The sequence below is a fragment of the Paenibacillus melissococcoides genome (assembly GCA_944800085.1).
In the GTDB taxonomy this organism is placed as follows: Bacteria; Bacillota; Bacilli; order Paenibacillales; family Paenibacillaceae; genus Paenibacillus_B; species Paenibacillus_B melissococcoides.
The window spans coordinates 595,613-616,506 of the sequence record CALYLO010000002.1 but is presented as its reverse complement, the minus strand read 5'-3'; the positions used below and the strand labels follow the sequence as shown (position 1 = coordinate 616,506).

The following is a 20,894-nucleotide window of genomic DNA, read 5'->3' as shown; positions in this document are numbered from 1 at the left end:
CGAGAAATGAACATGCACTATTTTTGCCATCTATATGAACGAAAGCCTATTTATTTCGACAGCGACGGAGCTTCTTCAAAGCGCAGCGGCTCCCCTTCCCGATGGAGCTCGAAGACGATGATTTCATTCTCGCCCTGGCGCAGCAGCGGCGCCGGAACATAGAGCGTTTGCTGCGGGCCTACTTCCCAATAACGCCCCAGATTGAAGCCGTTCACGAAGACCACGCCCTTCGTCCATCCGTTCAGCCGAAGGAAGGTGTCCTTCGGTTCTTCCTCAATAACGAGCTTCGCTTCATAGAATCCGGGCTGCTCCTCTTCCCATGCCGCAGCGCCGGCATCGAAGCTCAAGCCGGCAAGCGTCTCCAGCTCCAGCGAACGGACCTGCCAGTGGAACAGGAACTGTCCGTTCAGGCGCACGCCATGCGTAATGCCTTTGCGATCGTACAGTTGAGGCCCGTAGTTGACCCGGCCCATATTCTCGACCAGGATGTCTAACTGGGCTCCGCCTTTCGGAACCGTGACCGGAATCGATTGCGGATTCCAGCGCTCCACGACGCCGATCAGCTTGCGATCAAGAAAGACGAGCGCCCGATCCCGCACATCCTGAATCGTTAACCGGCTCTCCGGACGCGGTCCGCTGACGCGAGTCGAATATACGATGAAGCCGTTGTTCTGACCGTACTTCTCCATCGGCTCCGGGCAGATGCTGTCCCGGACCTCCGTCATCGGCTCCAGCGTATCGAACAGCTTCACGCGGCGAGTGACCGGGACGGAGCCATAGTCCGCCTTCGGCGTATTTGCCGGCAGCTCCCCTTCCGGAAGAGAAACGTACTTACCGATAACTTCGCGGAACGCATGGAACTTCGGCGTCAAATCCCCGGCCTCGCTAATCGCGGCATCATAATCATAGCTTGTTACGGTCGGCTCATATTTCTCGCTGTGGTTGGCGCCGCTGCCGAACCCGAAGTTCGTTCCCCCGTGCACCATATAGAAATTGAGGGAGGCGCCCATGCCGAGCATGTCGTCAAGCACGCGGGCCGCATCCTCAGCATCGCGGGTATGATGCGGTTCGAACCAATGGTCGAACCAGCCGTTCCAATATTCCATACACATGAGCGGCCCATCCGGCTGGTACTCTCGCAGCTTGTCGAACGCTTCCTTCGGGCGGGAACCGAAGTTGACGGTCGCGAGCACCCCTTCGGCCATGCCTCCCTGCAGCATATCATCCTGAGGGCCGTCCGAGGTGAACAGCAGCACGTCGACTCCGCGCTCGATCAGCATCGCACGCTGCGCTTGCAGATAAGCCTGGTCGTTGCCGTAGCTTCCATATTCATTCTCGATCTGAACGGCAATAATCGGCCCCCCCTTGGTCGCCAACAGCGGCGTCAATTGAGGAAGCAGCGCATCATAATATGCCGCCACCTTCTCCAAGAAGCGCGGATCGTTGCAGCGCAATCTCATGTCATCCTTCAACAGCCAGGCCGGCAGACCGCCGAATTCCCACTCGGCGCAAATATACGGGCTTGGACGGACAATCACATACAAGCCAAGCTCGCCGGCGAGGCGGACGAATTTCGCCACATCCGCCATGCCTTCGAACTGGAACTCGCCCTCGCGCGGCTCATGCACATTCCAGGCTACGTACGTCTCGATGCAGTTGCAGCCCATCGCCTTGATTTTGCGCAGGCGATCCTCCCAATAGGACGGCACTACGCGAAAATAATGCATCGCACCGGAAATAAGCTGAATGGGACGGTCCCCCATCGTAAATTGCCCTTTGTCATAAGAAAGCGTTGTCATTGTCTTCTCTCCTTCGCCGATATCATCCTGTATCCTACCTGCTCCTTCAATTCTGCAGCAGATCTTACCTTCATGATAGCGGTTTTCGGGCAAATGAACATGCAATTTTTTTACCACCTGCATGCACAAATGTTGCAAAAAAAGACTTGCCTCGCTCACGGCGGTGCAAGTCTCGTTCAATTCCCTTATTCCATTCGGCTTGCGGCTCAGCCCCGGAACACTTCCGTCTGCCGCTTCAAGCGCGCTGCCTGCTCGCGCAGCACCTCCGAGGATGCGGCGATTTCCTGCATCATCGCGGTCTGCTCCTGCGTGGCGCTCGCCACCTGCCTCGTGCCTGACGCCATTTCTCCCACGACGACGGCCATCTGCTTCGTCTGCCCCAGGGTAGCTGCAAATTGCTCGGTCTGCCGTCCGACCGCCGACGCGATATCGCGCATCGAGGAGGAGGCCCGCCGGGTCACTTCCGCAATCGTGTGAAGCGCTTCTGCGGCATCGTCTTTTTTACCCGCTTCGACGCTGACCATCTCCACCTGGGCGGTAATCAGGCGAACCGCTTCTTCAACCTGGGCCTGCATATGTACGATGCGCTCGTTAATGCTGCCGACGGCTTCGGCGCTCTGCTCGGCAAGCTTGCGCACCTGGGAGGCGATAACCGCGAAGCCGGCGCCCTGCTCTCCGGCCCGGGCCGCTTCGATGGACGCATTCAGGGCGAGAAGATGCGTCTGATCCGCAATCTCGCGTACGGCAATGGAAATATCCCCAATCTGGGCAGCCTGATCATTCAGGCGCTCCACCGTCTGAATGGAGGCTTGGCCGGATTCGGCGGCATGAAGCATGCCGTCGATGATCGACTTGAGCATGTCCTCGCTGGCGGCCAGCGCTCCCAGCATGTCGGAGGTCATCCGCTCGGTGTCGCTGGCCTGGCGCTGCACGTCCAACGCGGATTCATGGATCCGCTCGACCGTGGCCGCCGATTCGGCCGTCCATTCAGCCTGCTGCTCGGCCCCCCGGTTCATCTCCTCCGCCGTTCGTGAAATATGCTCAATCTGCTCGGCTGCCGACGTCATCGCATCCCCCAGCATCTCCGTATTGCGCGTCGCAATCTCCACGCTCTGCTTAATCTCCGCAATCATGCTCCGCAGGTTGCAGATCATCGTCCCGAACGATTCGACGAGAATGCGAATCTCATCATGGAAATGGTAGTCCGGAATGTCGACATTCAGATTGCCCTGCGCCGCTTCGTCAGCCGCCTTCGCCAACTGGGTCAGCGGCTTGACGACGAAGCGGGCGGCCAGCCAGCCGAGAAAGCATGTCCAGAAGATGCCAAGCGCAAAAATAATGGCATCATAGACTACGGTGTTCATATCCGGCGCCAATACCGGCTTCAAAATAAAGATGAAAAAACCGCTGGTCGCATACGTGACCGCTGATACGATCAGCAAACCCAACACCATTTTCGTCTGAAATCCGAATTTCATCTTGTCATCTCCCCATGATTGATGAACGGTTGGCTTGTCTCTACTCTTCGGATTCGTCCTTACTCGCGGTGAACAACAGGATCGTAATCAAGACAAAAGCAACGAGTGCCAGCAACGGAATCGTAATCCAACCGAATAAATCAAGGTAATCGGAACCGCAAGGCACGCCGGTCCGGCAAGGCGAAATTTCCTCCATGCCGGGAACTTTTTGCACCATGTAATGATAAATGGACACCGAGCCCCCGATTATCGACAGCGGCAAGGTATAGCGGAAAATCCCCCGGTCGCCGCGGTAAGCGGCAATCCCCAGCAGCAGAACGAGCGAGTACATAAAGATACGCTGTACCCAGCACAGCTTGCAGGGCTCCCAGAGGAGAATTTCACTCATATATAAGCTTCCGCCCGTCGCGATGACGGCGACGAGCCAAGCAAGATGCAAAGCATATCGTCGAATGCTCGACATAACGGTTCCCCCAGTTCCGTTTATTTCGCCTGCTCCAAAGCTTTATCGATCATTGCTTTGAGGCCTTCATAATCCTGGATATGGCCGGTGAACTCCACGCCGTTCACGAACAGCGTCGGCGTGCTGTTGACCCGGGCCTGGGCCGCCTGCTGCTCGTCCTTCGTCACTTCATCCCGCATCGTGCGATCCTGAAGCGCCTTCTCAAGTTGGGCCGTATCGAGATCCGGCACCGTCCGCTGGGCGAAATCGACGAGGAACGGCGCGGTCGCCCAGTCCTTGCCTTCGTCCTGCTGCGCGCGGTACAGCTCGTGATGGAACGACCAGAATGCTTCCGGCTGCTGGCGATACACCTCTTCGGCCGCCTCGGCCGCCAAGTCGGAGCGCGCTATGACAAGCTTATTCAAAAACGTGAACTTCACTTTGCCGGTATCGATATAGTCCGCTTTCAATTGAGGGAAAATGGTCTCGTTCCATATTTTGCAGGCCGGGCACTTATAATCGCCGAATTCCACAATCGATACGGCGGCATCGGCATTCCCGAGCGTAGGCTGTCCCTCGATGTTGAATTCAACCGGAGGCTGGTTCGCCATCTCTTCCTGCTTCATTTTCTCCCCTTGCTGATTCAAGACATAAATAAGAACGCCCAAGACGACAATCGCAATGGGGATCATTAACAAAAAGGCGCGATCATTCCCTTTTTTTCCTTTGCGCGAGCTTGAAGCCGGTCGGTGTTTCGTAGTTTTTGCCAATGGATTCACCCTTTTCTACTTGTTTCTTCCTTTCTTAACTGTAATAGATATACGGGCAATTTTCCATTTGTTTTAAAAAATTTCTCTTCAAATCTATGAGGTATGTCACTGTTTGTTAACATAATAAATTCGGTTATTGTATCTGATTATAAAGATAATAGGATTTATATATTTAATCAATAAAAAGGTCTGTGCCATAATCAAGCCATCCCGAAGCCGAAAAGGAGTGAGCGAGTAATGGCAGACGAGTGGCGTCCTGAACTGTATGACAGCAAGCTGGGGTTCGTGTCCGTCCATGGGCAAAATGTGATTGGGCTGCTCCAGCCAAAGGCAGGGGAAGCGGTGCTGGATATCGGCTGCGGCACCGGAGATCTCACGGCCCGCATCCGGGAGAGCGGGGCTCATGTCGTCGGCATCGACAAGTCGGAGGCGATGATTGCACAGGCGCGCAGCAAATACCCGGAGCTGCGGTTCATTGTCGCGGGTTCCTTCATTGTACAGCGGAGACAAATGGACCTTGGAGTACGCCAGGCTGCGGTTCGCGGCGCATAAGCCGCGGCGCGGGTGAAGAGAGCGCGAGCGGATCATCCGCGGCGCGCTCTTCTCTTAGGCGTGCAGCTAGCAGCGGCAACGAACCGAGGCTTAATGGCCGTGGCTGCCATGCCCTGCTCCCGACTGCGCCTCGATTTCCAGGAGCGCGTCCAGGGCGCTCTGCACGCTCGGCATCACCGCCTCCGCCGCTCCGGTAAGCCAGGCCGCATTGAACGGCCCTTCCACCGGCGTCTGCTTATAGCGGGGGCGAACGGATTCCAGATACGCCTCCACCTGCGGCGGGACCTTGCCTCCGCTCGTCCACAGCAGCGGGGCGTGCTTGCCCAGATGGGCGAACGGCGCCTGAATGACTGCCAGTTCCTCATCTCCTTCACGCACGAAGGAGAAGTTGTGCCCCGGCGTCCTAATCCTCCATCCGAAGCCTGTCTGCGGATCGTAGTACTTGGCGAAGGCAATCGCCAGATCGATCGGATTGTCCGCCGCTATCCGCTCCACTCTGCCAAAAGCCTTTAATTGCTCCAACACTTCCTCGGGAATGAGCTCCTTCGGGCCTAACACGTACATTACCGCTTTTTTGCGCCGCTTGGAGAGGGCGTCGGCGGTCGCCTGCGGAATGCCTCGCTTGGACACGTAGAGCACCGGTTCCGGCATATGGGCAATCCAGTTGACAGCCGGCATCGCGTAGGCTGCCTCTTCGCTGGAAGCGATAATGACCGAGGACGGCTGCTCCTTGCTTACGCGTGTATAATAGGCGTCGATAGCCGAGGCCACGCGGGCAGGATCGTCGCCCGGAATCGCATCGACCTTCAGGTCCAGCCCGCGAAGCTCCTTCAGGACGTCATCACTCACCTTGCCGACGACAAGAGCCTGGATGCCGTTATTGTCGGGAGAGCCGACAGGCTTCAGCCGCTTCAGCTCGGCCAACGTGTCGTCGGGAATGCCATCGGCATCGAGATAGAGCAAGGGCCCGTTATTCGGGAAGTGAATTAAATCGGCCGCCGCCATTGCAACGGCCCAGTCCTCCTTCGGCGCCAGCACGACGGCGTTCGGCCGCTGATTATCCGTGCCGGCCGGCCATACCGTGCGCGATACGTAGACCGCGGCCTTCACCGGATCGTTTGTATTGATGCGAACCATATTTTTCATGGCAATCCAAGGGGCATCGTGCGCCCGCTCCTCCGCCAGCGGCTCCCCGGCATGGAACGCGGCCTCTCCGGACACCGGCTCGCTCTTCTCGCAGCCCGCAGCAAGCAGCAGGACGCCGGCAAGCAGGACGGCTGTCAAAGGCAGACGGGCAGTCCGCCTGAAGGGCTGTCCCTGTCCCCGCATCGCATGAAGCGCCCGCCTCCATGCCGCCCCCCGGGCTCTGCAGCGGCTTGGGCGATCGCCCTGTTCGATTGTTGTCATTACACAGCCACTCCTTCCTTCATACATTCTGTAAAGTTATTTCCATAGTTGGTTCCATTTACACGATCCCGCCTCCGCCTGCTTGTTCGGTCACCGTTCAGCCTGTCCTTCCTTACCCTTGTGCTCCGCCATCCCAACCACGTGCGCCCTAACAGCAAAAAAAGACCTCCCCTCGCGTCTCCTCCGGAGACATCAAGGGAAGGTCTCAATATCGTTAAGGCAAGCTCCGTTTTAGCAAGCTCCGTTTTATTTGGCGCCGGCCACGTCTTTATCTTTGCCGAGCAGAATGGTCAAGCCCAACAGCGTGACCAGGATCGTCGCTCCCATATCCGACAGAATCGCGATCCAGAGCGTAAGCAGTCCTGGAATGGTGAGCAGCAGCGCCGCAATCTTCAAGCCGAGCGCGATGCCGATATTCCAGCGGATAATCCGGTTGACGTGCTTCGAGATCCGGATCGCGTTCGGCAGCTTGCCGAGGTGATCCTGCATCAGCACGATATCGGCCGTCTCGACGGCGCTGTCCGTCCCTTTGCCCATGGCGATGCCGAGCTGGGCAGAGGCGAGCGCCGGCGCATCGTTGATGCCATCGCCGACCATGGCGACCTTGTACTTCGCGGCCAGCTCCTTAATCTTGCCGACCTTCTGCTGCGGCAGCAGCTGCGCGAACCAGTCGGTCACCCCGACCTCATCCGCGACCTGCTTGGCCGATTGGGCGTGGTCGCCCGTCAGCATCACCGTATGCTTCACGCCGGCTTCATGCAGCGCGGCCACGGTAGCGCGGCTCTCCGGACGAATCTCGTCGGCGAGCCCGAACAGGCCCAGCGGCTCCCCGTCCCGCTCGGAGACGACGGCGACCAGGGTCAAGCCCTTCGCCTTCATGCGCTCCGCTTCGTCCCGGGCGTTCCGGATGCGCTCGGCGGCCGCTCCGCTCGCCTGGACGATGTCCAGCACGCGCTCGCTGCCCACCCAATACACGGAACCGCCCACAACCGCCCGGATGCCTTCCCCGGGCACGGTCTCGCTCTCCGACGGCTCTTCGAACGCCGCCTCTTGCTTCGCTTCCAGATGACGTATAATCGCCTTCGCCAGCGGATGAAGCGAAGCCTGCTCGACCGCGCCGGCAATCCGGTAGAAGCGGCCGGCATCATAGACGGCTTCCTCGTGAACGGCCGGCTCGCCTTTGGTCAGCGTCCCGGTCTTGTCGAAGGCCAGCGCCTCGATTTTGCCGAGCTGCTCCAGATGAACGCCGCCTTTGACGAGAATCCCGTTGCGGGCGTTCCGGGTGATGCCGCTGACAATGGCGATCGGCGACGACAGCACCAGGGCGCAAGGACAGCCGACAATCAGCACCGCCAATCCTTGATACAGCCATTTATACCAATCCCCGTCAAAGAACAGGGGCGGGATAAGGATGACAAGCGCCGCGACGGCCATAATAATCGGGGTGTACACCTTGGCGAAGCGATCGATGAACAGCTCCGTCGGCGTCTTCGTGTCCTGCGCCTCCTGCACGAGGTGCAAAATCTTGGCGAGCGACGAATCCTCGTACGCTTTATCGATCCGAACCTTCAGTACCCCGTCCGTATTCACGCTGCCGCCGAAGACGGCGTCCTGGACTTCCTTGGCGACGGGAAGCGATTCCCCCGTAATCGCCGCTTCATCGACAGCGCTGCGCCCTTCCATGACCGTCCCGTCGGACGGAATCTTCTCGCCCGGGCGGACGAGTACGATATCGCCAACGGCCAACTGCTCGATCGGAATCGATACCGTCTGCTCACTCCGGATGACGGTCGCTTCCTTCGGAGCGACGGCAAGCAGCGACTCCATCGAACGGCGGGCCCGTTCCATGCCGTAGCCTTCCAGCATCTCATTCAGCCCGAACAGAATCGCGACCAGCGTCGCTTCCTTCCATTCCCCGATGAGTACCGCTCCGGTCAGCGCAACCGTCATCAGCGTATCCATCGTAAAGCGCAACCGCAGCAGATTGCGGGCGCCCTTCAAAAACGTCACATAGCCGCTAAGCGCCATCGCAGCCAGATAGATGACAATGAGGACGGGGCCCGGCAGGCGGCCGTCCAGTACGAAGGTCGATAAGTACAAGACGCCGGAAATGCCGAGAAACCATTTCATCCGATTCATATTGCCATGGCTGTGATCATGGCCATGGCCGTGTCCTTCCGCATCGTGATGCCCGTGATCATGGCTGTGCCCTCCTTCGGAGCAGCAGCCGTCTCCGTGCGAATGACCGTGGGCATGGCCGCCGGCGGCCGCCGCTCCGGCCGCTTGCGAAGCTTCCACCAATCGCGCCCCGTCCGAGCGGAGGATGCGCCGCACTTTATCCATATCGATCTGGCGGTGCATTTTCAAGGTTGAACTGTTATAGCTGAGCACGGTATCTTCCCCGAACTCCAGCTTGCGGATCTCCTCCTGCAGCCCGGCCGCGCAATTGGCGCAGGACAGGCCTTGCACTTTATAGACAACGCGTTCGTCAGCTTCTGTTCTCTCCCGCTCCTGTGTCTTCATGGCAATGTTCCTCCCTCATATGCTCCAATGTCATGCGAATCAAGGTCCGAATATGGTGGTCGGCCAGGGAATAGAAGACATTCTTCCCTTCCTTGCGCGAGGTCGCGATCCCCAGCGACTTCATCAGGCGCAAATGATGCGACGCGGTCGCAATCGACTGCTTCGTCAGGATGGACATGTCGCATACGCACAGCTCGCCGCCCTCGTCCAGCAGCCACGCCATCTTCATCCGCGTCGGATCGGACAGCGCCTTGAACATCTGCGCCATCCCTTGAACCTCTTCCTCCTGCACCCGTCCTTGCAGCTTCCGAATCTTCTCCGCGTCATAGCACACAATATCGCACACGTCTTCTTTGCTTGTTCCGGAGCCGTTCATATCGGCTTGCTGCCGTTTCTCTTCCAACAAGGTCACCACTCCATTCCATTTCGTAATGTGGGGCTCAATATAGAACATGAAATCGTAAAAGAATAAGTATAATGGAACACTCTTCAAACAATCAAACGAATGATTGAATATGTCCTTGTCTGTACTATATCCGATCTCCCTCTAATATTCAAGCGAACGTTTGACTATAAATTTATTTTTATGCGAGATGCTTTACATCCGCACCAAGCAGAGCTTGTCTTCATTATCTCCCAGTTTCCCATTTATCTTGTTATACAGCACAAAACCGCCAGGAACGAGGGATTCTCTCCTGACGGTTCTATTCCATATGATTCTGACGTCCCGGCGTCTTCGTCCGGCGGACAAACCGCCGTTCCCGGGCCCCTGCCCGGCGGGCGGCTTCTTCCCCGCAGGCTCTCTACCGCTCTGCCTGCATCGCCTTCCACAGCGGCACGGCCTCCTTGTCAACGACGGAGACATAGGGATCGCCCTGTATGTAAAAACGCCACAGCTTGTCTACGAACTCTTCCGCATACGGAATATTGATGCGCGGGGCAGAGACGATGCGATCCGCGCCCGGGTATACTCCCGCTTCGAGCCACAGCTCCTCGCTGACCGTCAAATCCACGGCATTGCACCGCTTGTCGATATCCAGCGCCATACAGAGCTTGCCGGGGCCATTGCACAGATCCGCCGGCTTGCGGGAGCGGATCGCGCGGAACGAGCGCATCCTCGCTTCGTCTTCGGGCGTGCAGGGGGCCACGGCCCGAATGAGGACCGCCTCCGGCTTGTCCTTCTGCTCCGCGACCACATTCAGGCAGTGATACATGCCATAAATAAAATAGACATACGAAGTTCCGCCGTCCGCGAACATCGGCTCCGTCCGGGCGGTGCGCAGCCCGCCGTAAGCATGGCAGCCCTTGTCCTCGGGGCCCACGTAGGCCTCCGTCTCCACAATCCGGCTGCGAATGATGCCCGCCGCCGTGCGCCGGACGAGCACCATGCCGAGCAAGGCCTGCGCCAGCGACACCGCATCCATCCGGTATACGGTCCGGGGCAGCCGTTCCCCCGGCTCCAGCGGGCGAAATATCGTATACCCGCTCTTCCCCGCCTCGGCCTCACTTCTGATGTCCTCTTCTCGCTCCATGCTTCCGCTCCTCTCCTGCTCTTTTTCCTGACGCTATGATAGCATATCCATGCCATCGGATAGGGAGTCATCCGGAAGCGCGCCTGAACAAGCACCGGACGGAGCAGCCGAGGGCGGCCGGACCGCTCCCGCTGAGCGGTACCGGCTCGGAAGGCGGCGGTACTCCTCCCGTCAAGCGGAGCCGGGTCCGATGCTACGGCTTGACGTAGGCGTAGGTCAAATCGGTCGCTTCCTTAATGCAATCCGATGTATCATACTCATCGTTGTTGACGAGGACGGTGACCGGATAGGATCTCATGCGCGCGGGATCATGCGGCACCAGGAGCCGGGCCAGCGCCTCGACCTCGGTTATGGCCGGATCGAGCCACGCGCCGATCGCCTCCCGCTCCAGAATCGCCGGCATTCGCCCGTCGAACTCCGCCACCAGATCGTTCGCACGGGTCATGACGAGCGTGCAGGTGGAATGGGCCCGCCCCTTGGCATCCTTCCACTGCTCGTACAGCCCGGCTACGCCGAAGACGTCCTTGCCGCCGAGCACTAACCGGACAGGAAAGCTTTTTTTCCCTTCCCGCCGCCAATAATAGAAGCCGCTGCACGGAATAATACAGCGTTGGCGCTCGACAACCTTCCAATAGGCCGGATTGCCCTGCACGGAATAAATGTCCGCATTCAGGGAGTCTTTGCCCCAGAACGGAACCATTCCCCAGCGGTACTCGTCTAGTACCCGCATACCATGGCGCTGCAGCACGACGGGAATGGTCTGGGTGGGGCTAATATTATAGCGGTGTCGATAATGAATCATGACCTTTTCGACCTCAAAATGCTGAATGATATCCGGCAAATCGGCCGTGAGCGAGAACCTTCTGCACATCCTGCATCCTCCTTTTACTCGACCCTCTCATCTTGTCCCCTTCCTGCTTGTCCCTTGAGGGCGTTCCCAAGCCGGCTTCCCTTTGGGCGACTGCATCGGCGGCCCTTACGGCAGCGGCAACTTCGGCAGCGGCAACTTCGGCATTGGCAACTCCGAGAGCGGCAGATCCGGCAGCGGCAACTTCGGTACCGACAGCTCCGGCATCGGGATCTACGGAATCGGCAGATCCGGGATCAGCAGCTACGGCAGCGGCAACTCCGGCAGCAGCAGCTACGGCACCGGCAGCTTCGGCAACGGGAGGCACGGGATCGTGAACAAGAACTGTGCTTAGGTTTTGTAAAAAAAGGAAAGTTATGCAGACCAACAGAGGAAAACAACACTCTGCTCTATCGCGCCAAGGCAAACAGCTATATCATGGGCGGCCATACACAGAAGCGTCTGCGTTTTTCCCGGGCAATCACGCTTGGATCACGCCCCCTGCTCCGTTCCGCCCCCACCAATGCTGCAAAAGTGCAATAATTTTTCGGCGACCAAAATCCCTGAAAAGCAATCCTGCAAAAATACATCAATTTCACCCCGCTTCACTTCCGGCAGCGCTAAAATGGGCGAAATCCTGCAATCCGGCAGCAATTTTCGTGAAAAGGGCCGACGTGGCCATAAATTACTGTAAAATTGCAGGATTGGCCCCAATGGCCATCATATGAAGTATGGAGAGCAAGGCCATTCGCAGCATGCCAAAAAGGCGCCCCCGGTCCTAAAGCGGGGACGCCTCCTTTATTCCATCCAATGACTCCGCAGGGCGAACAGCTCGCGCAGCTCCGTCGTGGACATTTCCGTAATCCATTTGTCGCCGCTGCTCATCACCTGCTCGCTCAGCTGCAGCTTCTGCTCGATCATATCATCGATCCGCTCCTCCAGCGTGCCGAGCGCAATGAGCTTGTGCACCTGAACGTTGCGGGTCTGGCCGATGCGGTAAGCCCGGTCGGACGCCTGATTCTCGACCGCCGGATTCCACCAGCGATCATAGTGGAACACATGATTCGCCGCCGTCAGATTCAATCCCGTGCCCCCGGCCTTCAGCGAGAGGATGAAGGCCGATGCGCGCTCGGAGCCCGGGGCCCGCGCCTCCTGGAACTCCTCGACCATCCGGTCCCGCTCCTTCTTCGGCACGCCGCCGTGAAGGAACGGCACCCGTTCGCCGGTCTCCCGCTCCAGAACCGCCTGCAGCAGGCGCCCCGTCTCCGCATACTGGGTGAAGATGAGGCAGCGTTCGCCTTCCGAGCGAAGCTCCTCCAGCATCTCCAGCAGGAGGACCAGCTTGCCCGAGCGTTCCGGCCTCCATCCGGCCGGCCCTTCCTTGCTCAGCATCGCGGGATGATTGCACACCTGCTTCAGCTTCGTGAGGGCGGCGAGAATATGAGCGCGCCGCTCCAACATCTCCATCCGCTCGATCGGCGCGAACAGATCCTGCAGCGTCTGCTCGTACAAGGACGCCTGCTCCGCCGTCAACGGAACATACACCTTCGCCTCGTGCTTCTCCGGCAGATTGAGCTGGATGTCCGGGTCGCTCTTCATGCGCCGCAGCAGGAACGGCTGCACCAGCCGCTGCACCAGCTGCATCCATTCCTTGTCGCGAGTCCGCTCGATCGGCAGAATGTAGGTCCGGCGGAAATGGGAAAGCGACCCCAGATAGCCCGGGTTCAAGAAATCGAAGATGGACCACAGCTCGGTCAAATGATTCTCGATCGGCGTTCCCGTCAAGGCGATCCGGTGTCTGGCCTGCAGCTTGCGAATGGCCACCGATTGCTTGGCATACGGGTTCTTGATATTTTGCGCTTCGTCGAGACAGAGCGAGCTCCAGACGATCTGCCGCAGCTCCTCTCGATCCTTGAGCGCAAGTGTATACGTTGTAATGACAACATCCGCCTGCCGGACCGCAGCGGCAAAGCCTTCTCCCTTGGCCCGTTCCAGCCCGTAATGCAAATGCACCTTCAAGCTTGGCGCAAAGCGCTCCAGCTCCTTCTGCCAATTCCCCATCAGCGAGGTCGGGCAGATGAGCAGAGACGGAACCTTCTCCGGCTCCTCCTCTTGAATGCGGAGCATATAGGCAATCCATTGAATCGTCTTGCCCAGCCCCATATCGTCGGCGAGACACGCGCCCAACCCGAAGCGCCGCATGAAGGCAAGCCAGGAGAAGCCCTGGAGCTGATAGCTGCGCAGCTCGCCGCGCAGGCCGGCAGGCGGTTCGCATAGCGGAATAGAGTCGTGATGCTTCAGCTTGTCGATGAACGTCTGGAGGTAGCTGCTCAGCTCCAGCTCGAGGCGAACCGCGTCCTCCCGCTGCAGAGGCTGATCCTCTTCCAGCCCTTCCCGCTCGGCGGCCAACTGCAGCTCCAGCACTTCGCCCAGCGACAAGCCGTCCCGCTCGGCCTTCATCATAATGCGCCGAATCCGCGCGGCTTCCTCCGGGTTCAGCGCCACCCATTGTCCATTCTGATAAATTAACCGCCGGTCTTCTTCCAGCAGGGCGCGGAATTGCTCCTCCGTGAACTGGGAGTCGCCGATAGCGAGCTTCCAATCGAACTGCATCATCTGCTCCAGTCCGATATAGGACGTCCCGGTGAAGCCGTTCCCGGACAGCTTCGCCTTCAGCCGCGTCTGCAAGCGGCGCGCGCGCTGCCACCAGGCCGGCACCGCGACCAGAATGCCCGCGTCGGTCAGAATAAGGCTGCCCTCCGCCAGGAACTGCCACGCCTCCGCCTCGGTGAGCAGCGTCTTCAGCCCGCCGCCCGCTACTTCCGGGGCGAGCCAGGGAAGGAGACGGACGATTTTGTCCGTCTCATGATGCACGCGGCTGTCGACATAGGGCTGCCACGCTTCCGGGAATTGGCCTTCCGCGGCGGCGGCCCGGTAGCCCCGGGCTTCGGGAATATACGCGCAGGCCAACTGCACGGCAGGCTGCTGCTTGTCTTGCAGCAGCACGCGCAGCCGCCACGGAGCGCGCTCCTCCTCCGGCTCGTCCAGCCGCAGCATGAGGCGGAACGGCGTCTCGTCCTTCACCCAGCCGATCGCCTCCAGCCAGTCGGCCTCCTCCCACCAGGCCGCAGACCGTTCGGGAAGGCGCAGCGTCTCGATGCCCGGCCTCACGGACGCGATCATCCGCCAGACCCCTCGATGATCGTCACGGCGGGCCTGGGCGTCAGCCATCAGCTCGTCGAACCAGCGGGCCAGGCCCGGATCCCCAAGGGCGGCCGCCTCTTGCTCCAACGCTTCCAGAGCCAGGCGCTCCTCCATCATCAACTGCAAATCCCAGCCGCGCTTCCCCTGCTTCCATAAGTCGAATGACGGCCGATACCGGCCGTCCCGCAGCACTTTCGCATAGATCCGGGCGGCCGACGCCGCGATGCGGAAGCTGTCTCCCCAGGCAATCCCCGCCCACCGGACGGAGATCGGCTCTTCCGCCAGCTCCAGGAGCATGACGGGAGAGACGGCAATGCCCGAGACGCGGCCTTCCTCCGCCTCGTCCAGCATCGTGCCGTAAAAGGAAGGCCGGTGCCAGCCGAACAGCGTATGCTTGAACGTCCGGAGGGTACGTCTGAACTCCCCGTGATGGAGCAGAAATCCGCCCTGGCGGCGGGAGAGGCATTCCACCTTCCAAGCTCCCTGTTCCTTCATGTCAAGAGCGCTCCTTCTCGTAACTCTTTGTGCAGCGCCCGCAAGCGGGCGTAACGGGCCGCGAACCGTTCCATGAACAGCTCCCATGTCCCGGCCGAGCCGCAGGCTTCATAGAGCGGCTTCAACCGCTGAAGCAAGCGGGCGGCCTCGCGGTAATGCTCCTTCGTCCGTTCCTCGATATGGCGCTCAATCGCCTGGTGGAACAACGGCAGCAGCAGCTCCGGGGCGTCGCGCTCCACCTCTTCCAGTTCCCCAGCCGCGATATCTGCCGGCGAGATGCTTTGCATCAATTGAATTTCCGCCCAATCCCGATACCGTCCCTGTTCCAGCAAAAAGGAAGACAAGTGCGGAGAAATGCCAGGCAGCAGAGATAGGACGAGCGCTTCCAGGCCGTCCTTGTCCGGCATCCGTTCATAGACCCGCTTCCAAAACTCCCAATATTGCTCCAAATCGGAGTTCTGGCCGGACTGGCGGATCAACGGAGCGAGAGGGCCGAGCCAATAGACAATCCGATCGTAGCGTCCGGAGCGCTCATGCTCGCGCAAATAACCCCAGTACCGCCCGGGATCGTTGTGGTAGGTCAGCTCGCTCAGCCGCTTCACCGCCTCGGCTTCGCGTCCAAGCAGCACCTCCAAATGAACCAGCGCCACCCGGATCGCGTCCCGGCGCCGCGGACGGAGCGACGAGACGGGAACGAGCATCCGTTCCAGCCTGCGGTGCGCCTCCTCCATCCAGTCCGGCCGGTTCAGCACCGTCGACCAGAGCAAGGCGAGCACGTCCAGTCCGTCGACCGCCGATTCTTCCTCGGACAAGGCCACCGCTTCCGCGATCTCGCCCAGGGCGGCTACATGCGGCTCATAAGCGGCAGGGATGGCGGAAGGGTCGTAAGACTCCGCCAGCCGCCGCAGCTCCTCCATATAGGGCCGGACCGTCTCCGCGGCCGGAGCGTCCCGCCCCGGATAGCTCCGGGAGCCGCCTTGGTAACGAATGGATAACTGCCGCAGCAGGAAGAGCAGGACATGCATGCGGTACAACGGAACGGCCTGCTCGGGAAAGCGTTCTCCCTCGCGGTACAATTCATAATGAGCCCACGCCGCGATATCGGTCACCGGAGAATGGTAATCGGTGAAGGGCTTGCTGTATTTTCGATGAAAAAAATCATGCCATTCTTGAGCCGGGGCCGACGGGGACAGACTCATCTGCCAAGCCTTCTTGCGCCGCTCGAGCTCCGCCTTATGCTCCGCGCGCTTGCGCAGCACCATGCGTTGGCGTTCCTCTTCGATATAGACCTGACGGAATTCCGCCAGATACAATTCCGGCTTCTTCCCCAGCTCGTCACACAGCTGAAAATAGACGGCGGCCATATGCTTGCAGCCGCCCTCCTCCGAACAGGTGCACTGGCTCCGCTTGACGGCGGTGCAGTTGAACCGGACGCGGTAGCGCTTCGTCTCATACACCTCGGCCGCTATGCACTGATCCGGCTTTTCCTCGCCGCCGGCCTGCTCCTCCGCCGCCAAATCCAGCACGGCTTGCTTGCGGTAATAGCGCCAGCCCTGTTCCAAAGTCGCGTAGCGAAAACGGCGCTTCATCTGCTCGGTTACACGGTTGAATGTCTTGACGGATAATCCCAGTTGTGACAAGCGCACGTACCTCCACTTTCACGGCTTCTCAAGGAGAAGGCCGCATTCTGTATCCTTTCAGTTTACACAAAATCAACGAAAGATAGAAGAAAAGAGAGCAAAAAACGGCCTGCAGGCCGCAATGGAGTCCTCCCTGAACCAGCGAGAGGGAGCTGGCCACAGTCGGAGGCTACGCCAAAAAAGAGGGCGCGGGAACATCCCGATCCGCCCTCTTCCGCCGCCGTTATCTCGTCTGGGCACTCGTCGTGCCGAACTCCTTCACGTTGAGCTTGACGCTATAACGGATCGTGGCGTCTGCGAAGATATCGTCCCAATTCTTCTTGATGCGCGCCCACTGGCGCGGGTAATGGATGCGGACATGATCGCCCAAGCCGAGAACATCGGCACGGTATTCCTTCTGCACCTTCTGCAGCATGCCGGAGATTCGGGCCTCCACCTGCTTGGCTGCGGCCGCCTCGACCTCCCGGATAAAGCGGGGGTCGAAATCATTGCCTTCCGTAGTCCATTGCTCCCCAAGCCGTCCATCCGACACAATCTGGATATCGAACGAGAACTTGCCCCTATTCAGGCGGGAACGAATATTATTTTTGACTGAGGTAATTTCATAAGCGATGACATTCCCAGTCCGCTCATCATAGGACTTCACAATGCCGCCTATTGCTTTTGCAGTCAACCAGGTGACAGCCTCAAGGTCCTCCTCATCGAGAAATCCGATCAACTTCCCTGTCTTGCCATAGATGACCGCAGCGCCGGCCAGCTTCACTTGCCCTTCTGTTGTAATTACGTTCTGCAGCAGGAAGCTGGATGAAGCATAAATCGCTGACAGTGCTTTCGTCAACGACATCTTCGGCAGCAGCCGGCTGCTTCGGTACTGGTTGTCAATGATGCCAATCAACTTCATGGCCGGAAATTCAGACTTGTCTGCCAGCTCTAGCGTCTTGCGTGCCTCTCCCTTGCTAATCAACACAGGACAGCTCGGCCGGAACTCCTGTTCCCGCACGAAGAAATCCAGCAGTTGTCGCAGGCCGTATGTACGCACCAGCTTGTCGCTAAGTACGATGACCTTATGATGCTGCCCGAATATGGGACGGGCCCACTTCAATGAAATTTCCCGCGTCATCTCATAAATGGAATCACCCGTCACGGAAAGGTTGCGGTAATTTTCCTTATTCCCGGAGCCCCCTTTCCCTGTGCTTATCTTGTATCCGGAATCGACGACCTGATAAGTCATCGTCAGCACATTTTTTTTCGGATAATCGCCCCCTGCTTCTTCAAGCTCCTGTTGCAGCTTCGTCTCTCCGGCAAAATCCACCGCCGTGCCTATCGCTATGCCCAGCTCCTCGATCTCCCTGGCGCTCCAGCAGCCTGTCACCAGAACAAGCAGCGCCACCATCGCACATATCAACGGCAGCTTCCCAATATACCGTTTATCCTGTTTTTCACTCACTTTTTTCCACCCCGCAGCTTTGCGATTCCAAGCAGGACGGCAGGCAGCACGCCGAACAATACCATTCCGGCATTGCCGATTTGGTCTGCGAACCGGAACAACTCATTAATATCCTTCGGCAGCATAGCGATAATGAATACGAGGGGGAGCAGCAAATACAGAAACTGACGAATATCTTTTTTCATCATACTCGCCAGCCCATGGGCGGCCGCATAGTGCGTAATGACATACGTTGCAAAAATCTGCATAATCCAGATAACAAGCAGCAGCGAATCATAACGCTCGAAAAAAATGCCTGGGAATTCAAAGCTCCGGATTAAACCAATTGTCGCACAGGCACGGCTAATGACGCTTTCCACCGACATAGCCCCAATCACCATGACGACGGTCGTGACATAGAAGAAGAGTGGAATGGCCAACCCGAGCAGCACCGCTTTGGTCGCGGACTTCGAACGGTGCATATAAGCCTGCAGAATGATCATGATTTCAAATCCGGTAAACGAGAACACCGTCGCCTTTACGCCGTTCAGCACAGGCATGATGCCAAGTCCCAGCACGGGACGCAAGTTATTAAGATCGAATATTTTTAGGCTCATGACGGCGATCAGCACGAAAATAATGACTGTAATGGGGAAAATCAACTCAAACAAGCGGGCTATGGCGTTCAGGCCCCCCAGTACCAGGTATAGTCCGACCCACAAGAAGGACAGCATAATCGCCCAATGCGGAGTTCCTTCGAGCAGAAACAAGGTCGTTACTTCCGCCAACGCACGGACGACATGCCCGGACATGGCTATGAAGTATCCAACGATAAAAATATTAACTGCATAACTTAGCCATCTGCCGACAATCAGTTCGCAGTACTCATAGAAGGTCTTTCCCGGGAACTGCTGTCCCAGCTTGACAAGAATAACTCCGGCTATCATCGCCAACAAGCCGCCAATGATGACGGAGAGCCAAATATCCGGCGTCTGCACCTTCTGAGCCGCCGTCCGGGGCAGCGTCAATATACCGACTCCAAGAATGTAATTGACTACGAACACAGCCGCTCGCTGCATCGTAATACCCTGAACCGGTTCCATCTTCACGACTCTTCATTCCTCCTGCTGCTTGTGGCGTATCTGATTCTGGACGTTCAACATCTTCGGCCGGCGGTTCATCCGTCTAAGCGGCCCCCGCACCAAAAAGTCCTTCCAATCCCGGAACCGATATGGGGCCGCCGGACTGAGGTAAGGAGTTCCGAAGCTCTTCAGCTTCGCCAGATGGCTGCAGATTGCCAGGAAGAACAGCACGAGGCCGTACAGACCGAATATGGCGGCAAAGATCATGGCAGCGAAGCGGAGCATCCTCAACGCGATGCCGGCGTTATATTGCGGAATCGCGAAGGAAGATATCGCGGTAATGGCCACGACGATAATCATGATCGGGCTGACGATGCCGGCTTGGACGGCCGCTTCGCCAATGACCAGACCGCCGACGATGCCGATCGTCTGGCCGATTGGCTTCGGCAGACGGAGACCCGCTTCCCGCAATATTTCCAGAGACACTTCCATAATCAACACCTCTATCAGTGAAGGAAACGGCACCCCAGCCCGTGATTGGGCGATGGAGAGCGCTAACTTGGTCGGAATCAAACCTTGGTGGAAAGAAATGAACGAAATGTACAACGATGGACCGAACAGTGAGATAAATGCGGCGAAGTAGCGAAGGATTCGGAGCAGCGTCCCTGGAATCCAACGATCGTAATAATCCTCCGGGCTCTGAAGCAGCATGTTGAAGGTAACCGGAACGATCAGGGCGAACGGAGTTCCATCCATGATGAGCGCCACCCGCCCTTCCAATAAGGCGCCGAGCACGCGGTCGACCCGCTCCGTGCTCTGCACTTGCGGGAACGGGGACAGGAAGTTGTCCTCCATGAGCTGCTCAATATAACCGCTTTCAAGAATATCGTCCAGATTCAAGCGGCCGATTCTGGCCTGAACCTCACGGACGAGACTTGGATTGGCAATATCGGCAATATAGGTGAGCAGCAGTTCTCTTTTTACCCGCTTGCCGACACTTATCCGAGCGATGACCAGATTTTCATTTTTTCCATGCTGCCGCAGCAAAGCGGTATTTTCATCAATGCTTTCATTGAAGCCAAGGCGCGGTCCCCGCACCAATGCTTCCGACGGCGGTTCCTGTATGTTTCGCGTTATTTCTTTTCTCGTCGAGAGAATGAGGGCTCCCGGACACTGATCAATCAGCAGCACGGTATTGCCCAGCATCAGTTCGGAAGCAACCTCACCCAATGTGTCCGCTTCCTTCACCTTACTGACCGTCAACGCATGTTGTAGAATAAATGGCTTGGAGTACGGCGGTTTTGCAGCGTCCGCTCCCCCCTCTATCTGTGGCAATTCTCCCATGAGCGATTTCAATATGTGAGTTTCAATCAATTTCTTATCGGAAATGCTGCTTATGAAAAAAACGGCTGCCTGCTGACTCGTCTTCCCCAGACAAAACGTGCGCAAGGATACATCGCTCTGGTGATTAAACTTATTCTGAATCAGCGTTATATCGGCCTGCAGATTTCCTGTAAAATCGGAAGGCTGGGCAACTACTCCGCCCTCCTGTGCGGATTTTTCCTGATTCGGCTGCTTGTTCTTGCTTAGGGCCAAAGAGACTCCATAGGGTACGCACAGCCCCATAACCGCCTGCAGCCATACGTCCCATTTTGGAAAATAGGACACGATTACATTCCACATTCATGATCACCTGC

At 58.1% G+C, this 20,894-nt stretch carries 16 protein-coding genes; 2 read left to right on the top strand and 14 right to left on the bottom strand.

Annotated features, from left to right (window positions below):
* Nucleotides 1-50: 50 nt before the first annotated feature.
* From OCY70_RS10995 to OCY70_RS10980, 4 genes are all read right to left on the bottom strand, one after another.
* Entirely contained in the window at nt 51-1,799 is a 1,749-nt protein-coding gene (locus tag OCY70_RS10995) for a glycoside hydrolase family 35 protein (RefSeq protein WP_213427409.1), read from the bottom strand.
* Nucleotides 1,800-2,005: 206 nt separating this feature from the next.
* Nucleotides 2,006-3,277, bottom strand: a complete 1,272-nt coding sequence (locus OCY70_RS10990; protein ID WP_213427410.1) for a methyl-accepting chemotaxis protein — start codon at nt 3,275-3,277, stop codon at nt 2,006-2,008.
* Nucleotides 3,278-3,317: 40 nt separating this feature from the next.
* Nucleotides 3,318-3,740 (bottom strand): disulfide oxidoreductase, encoded by a 423-nt coding sequence (locus OCY70_RS10985; protein WP_213427411.1) that lies wholly within the window; start codon nt 3,738-3,740, stop codon nt 3,318-3,320.
* A gap of 20 nt (nt 3,741-3,760) precedes the next feature.
* Nucleotides 3,761-4,489: a DsbA family protein gene (locus tag OCY70_RS10980; RefSeq protein ID WP_249724806.1), complete on the bottom strand. Its 729-nt coding sequence runs from the start codon at nt 4,487-4,489 to the stop codon at nt 3,761-3,763.
* A gap of 237 nt (nt 4,490-4,726) precedes the next feature.
* Between OCY70_RS10980 and OCY70_RS10975 the strand changes: the two genes are divergently transcribed.
* Nucleotides 4,727-5,041: a class I SAM-dependent methyltransferase gene (locus OCY70_RS10975; RefSeq protein ID WP_213427412.1), complete on the top strand. Its 315-nt coding sequence runs from the start codon at nt 4,727-4,729 to the stop codon at nt 5,039-5,041.
* Between the two features lie 90 nt (nt 5,042-5,131).
* On the opposite strand, the gene OCY70_RS10970 is transcribed toward OCY70_RS10975, so the two are convergent.
* The 5 genes from OCY70_RS10970 to OCY70_RS10950 form a co-directional block, all read right to left on the bottom strand.
* Nucleotides 5,132-6,448: a cell wall-binding repeat-containing protein gene (locus OCY70_RS10970; RefSeq protein ID WP_213427413.1), complete on the bottom strand. Its 1,317-nt coding sequence runs from the start codon at nt 6,446-6,448 to the stop codon at nt 5,132-5,134.
* A 246-nt stretch (nt 6,449-6,694) separates the two neighbouring features.
* The gene (locus tag OCY70_RS10965; RefSeq protein ID WP_213427414.1) at nt 6,695-8,971 is read right to left on the bottom strand and encodes a heavy metal translocating P-type ATPase; all 2,277 of its coding nucleotides are present in this window, start codon (nt 8,969-8,971) and stop codon (nt 6,695-6,697) included.
* Complete coding sequence (locus OCY70_RS10960; RefSeq protein WP_373871438.1) at nt 8,937-9,383, bottom strand: ArsR/SmtB family transcription factor; 447 nt, start codon at nt 9,381-9,383, stop codon at nt 8,937-8,939. Before OCY70_RS10960 ends, OCY70_RS10965 begins: the two co-directional genes overlap by 35 nt.
* Nucleotides 9,384-9,774: 391 nt before the next feature.
* Nucleotides 9,775-10,503 (bottom strand): DNA-3-methyladenine glycosylase, encoded by a 729-nt coding sequence (locus OCY70_RS10955; RefSeq protein ID WP_213427415.1) that lies wholly within the window; start codon nt 10,501-10,503, stop codon nt 9,775-9,777.
* A 193-nt stretch (nt 10,504-10,696) separates the two neighbouring features.
* Nucleotides 10,697-11,374: an SOS response-associated peptidase gene (locus tag OCY70_RS10950; protein WP_213427416.1), complete on the bottom strand. Its 678-nt coding sequence runs from the start codon at nt 11,372-11,374 to the stop codon at nt 10,697-10,699.
* Nucleotides 11,375-11,456: 82 nt separating this feature from the next.
* Between OCY70_RS10950 and OCY70_RS10945 the strand changes: the two genes are divergently transcribed.
* Nucleotides 11,457-11,705 carry a hypothetical protein gene (locus OCY70_RS10945; protein WP_213427417.1) on the top strand — a complete coding sequence of 83 codons (249 nt, stop codon included), beginning with the start codon at nt 11,457-11,459 and terminating at the stop codon, nt 11,703-11,705.
* A gap of 443 nt (nt 11,706-12,148) precedes the next feature.
* Here the strand turns inward: OCY70_RS10945 and OCY70_RS10940 are convergent, their stop codons facing one another.
* From OCY70_RS10940 to OCY70_RS10920, 5 genes are all read right to left on the bottom strand, one after another.
* Complete coding sequence (locus tag OCY70_RS10940; RefSeq protein ID WP_261944847.1) at nt 12,149-15,049, bottom strand: DEAD/DEAH box helicase; 2,901 nt, start codon at nt 15,047-15,049, stop codon at nt 12,149-12,151.
* Entirely contained in the window at nt 15,046-16,695 is a 1,650-nt protein-coding gene (locus OCY70_RS10935) for an SWIM zinc finger family protein (protein ID WP_249724808.1), read from the bottom strand. The genes OCY70_RS10940 and OCY70_RS10935 overlap by 4 nt, the downstream gene beginning before the upstream one ends.
* 217 nt (nt 16,696-16,912) lie before the next feature.
* On the bottom strand, nt 16,913-18,136 hold the full coding sequence (locus OCY70_RS10930) for a Ger(x)C family spore germination protein (protein WP_249724811.1): 1,224 nt from the start codon (nt 18,134-18,136) through the stop codon (nt 16,913-16,915).
* Nucleotides 18,133-19,218 (bottom strand): spore germination protein, encoded by a 1,086-nt coding sequence (locus OCY70_RS10925; protein WP_261944876.1) that lies wholly within the window; start codon nt 19,216-19,218, stop codon nt 18,133-18,135. Before OCY70_RS10925 ends, OCY70_RS10930 begins: the two co-directional genes overlap by 4 nt.
* Nucleotides 19,219-19,230: 12 nt before the next feature.
* Nucleotides 19,231-20,823 (bottom strand): spore germination protein, encoded by a 1,593-nt coding sequence (locus OCY70_RS10920; RefSeq protein ID WP_407873323.1) that lies wholly within the window; start codon nt 20,821-20,823, stop codon nt 19,231-19,233.
* Nucleotides 20,824-20,894: the final 71 nt, after the last annotated feature.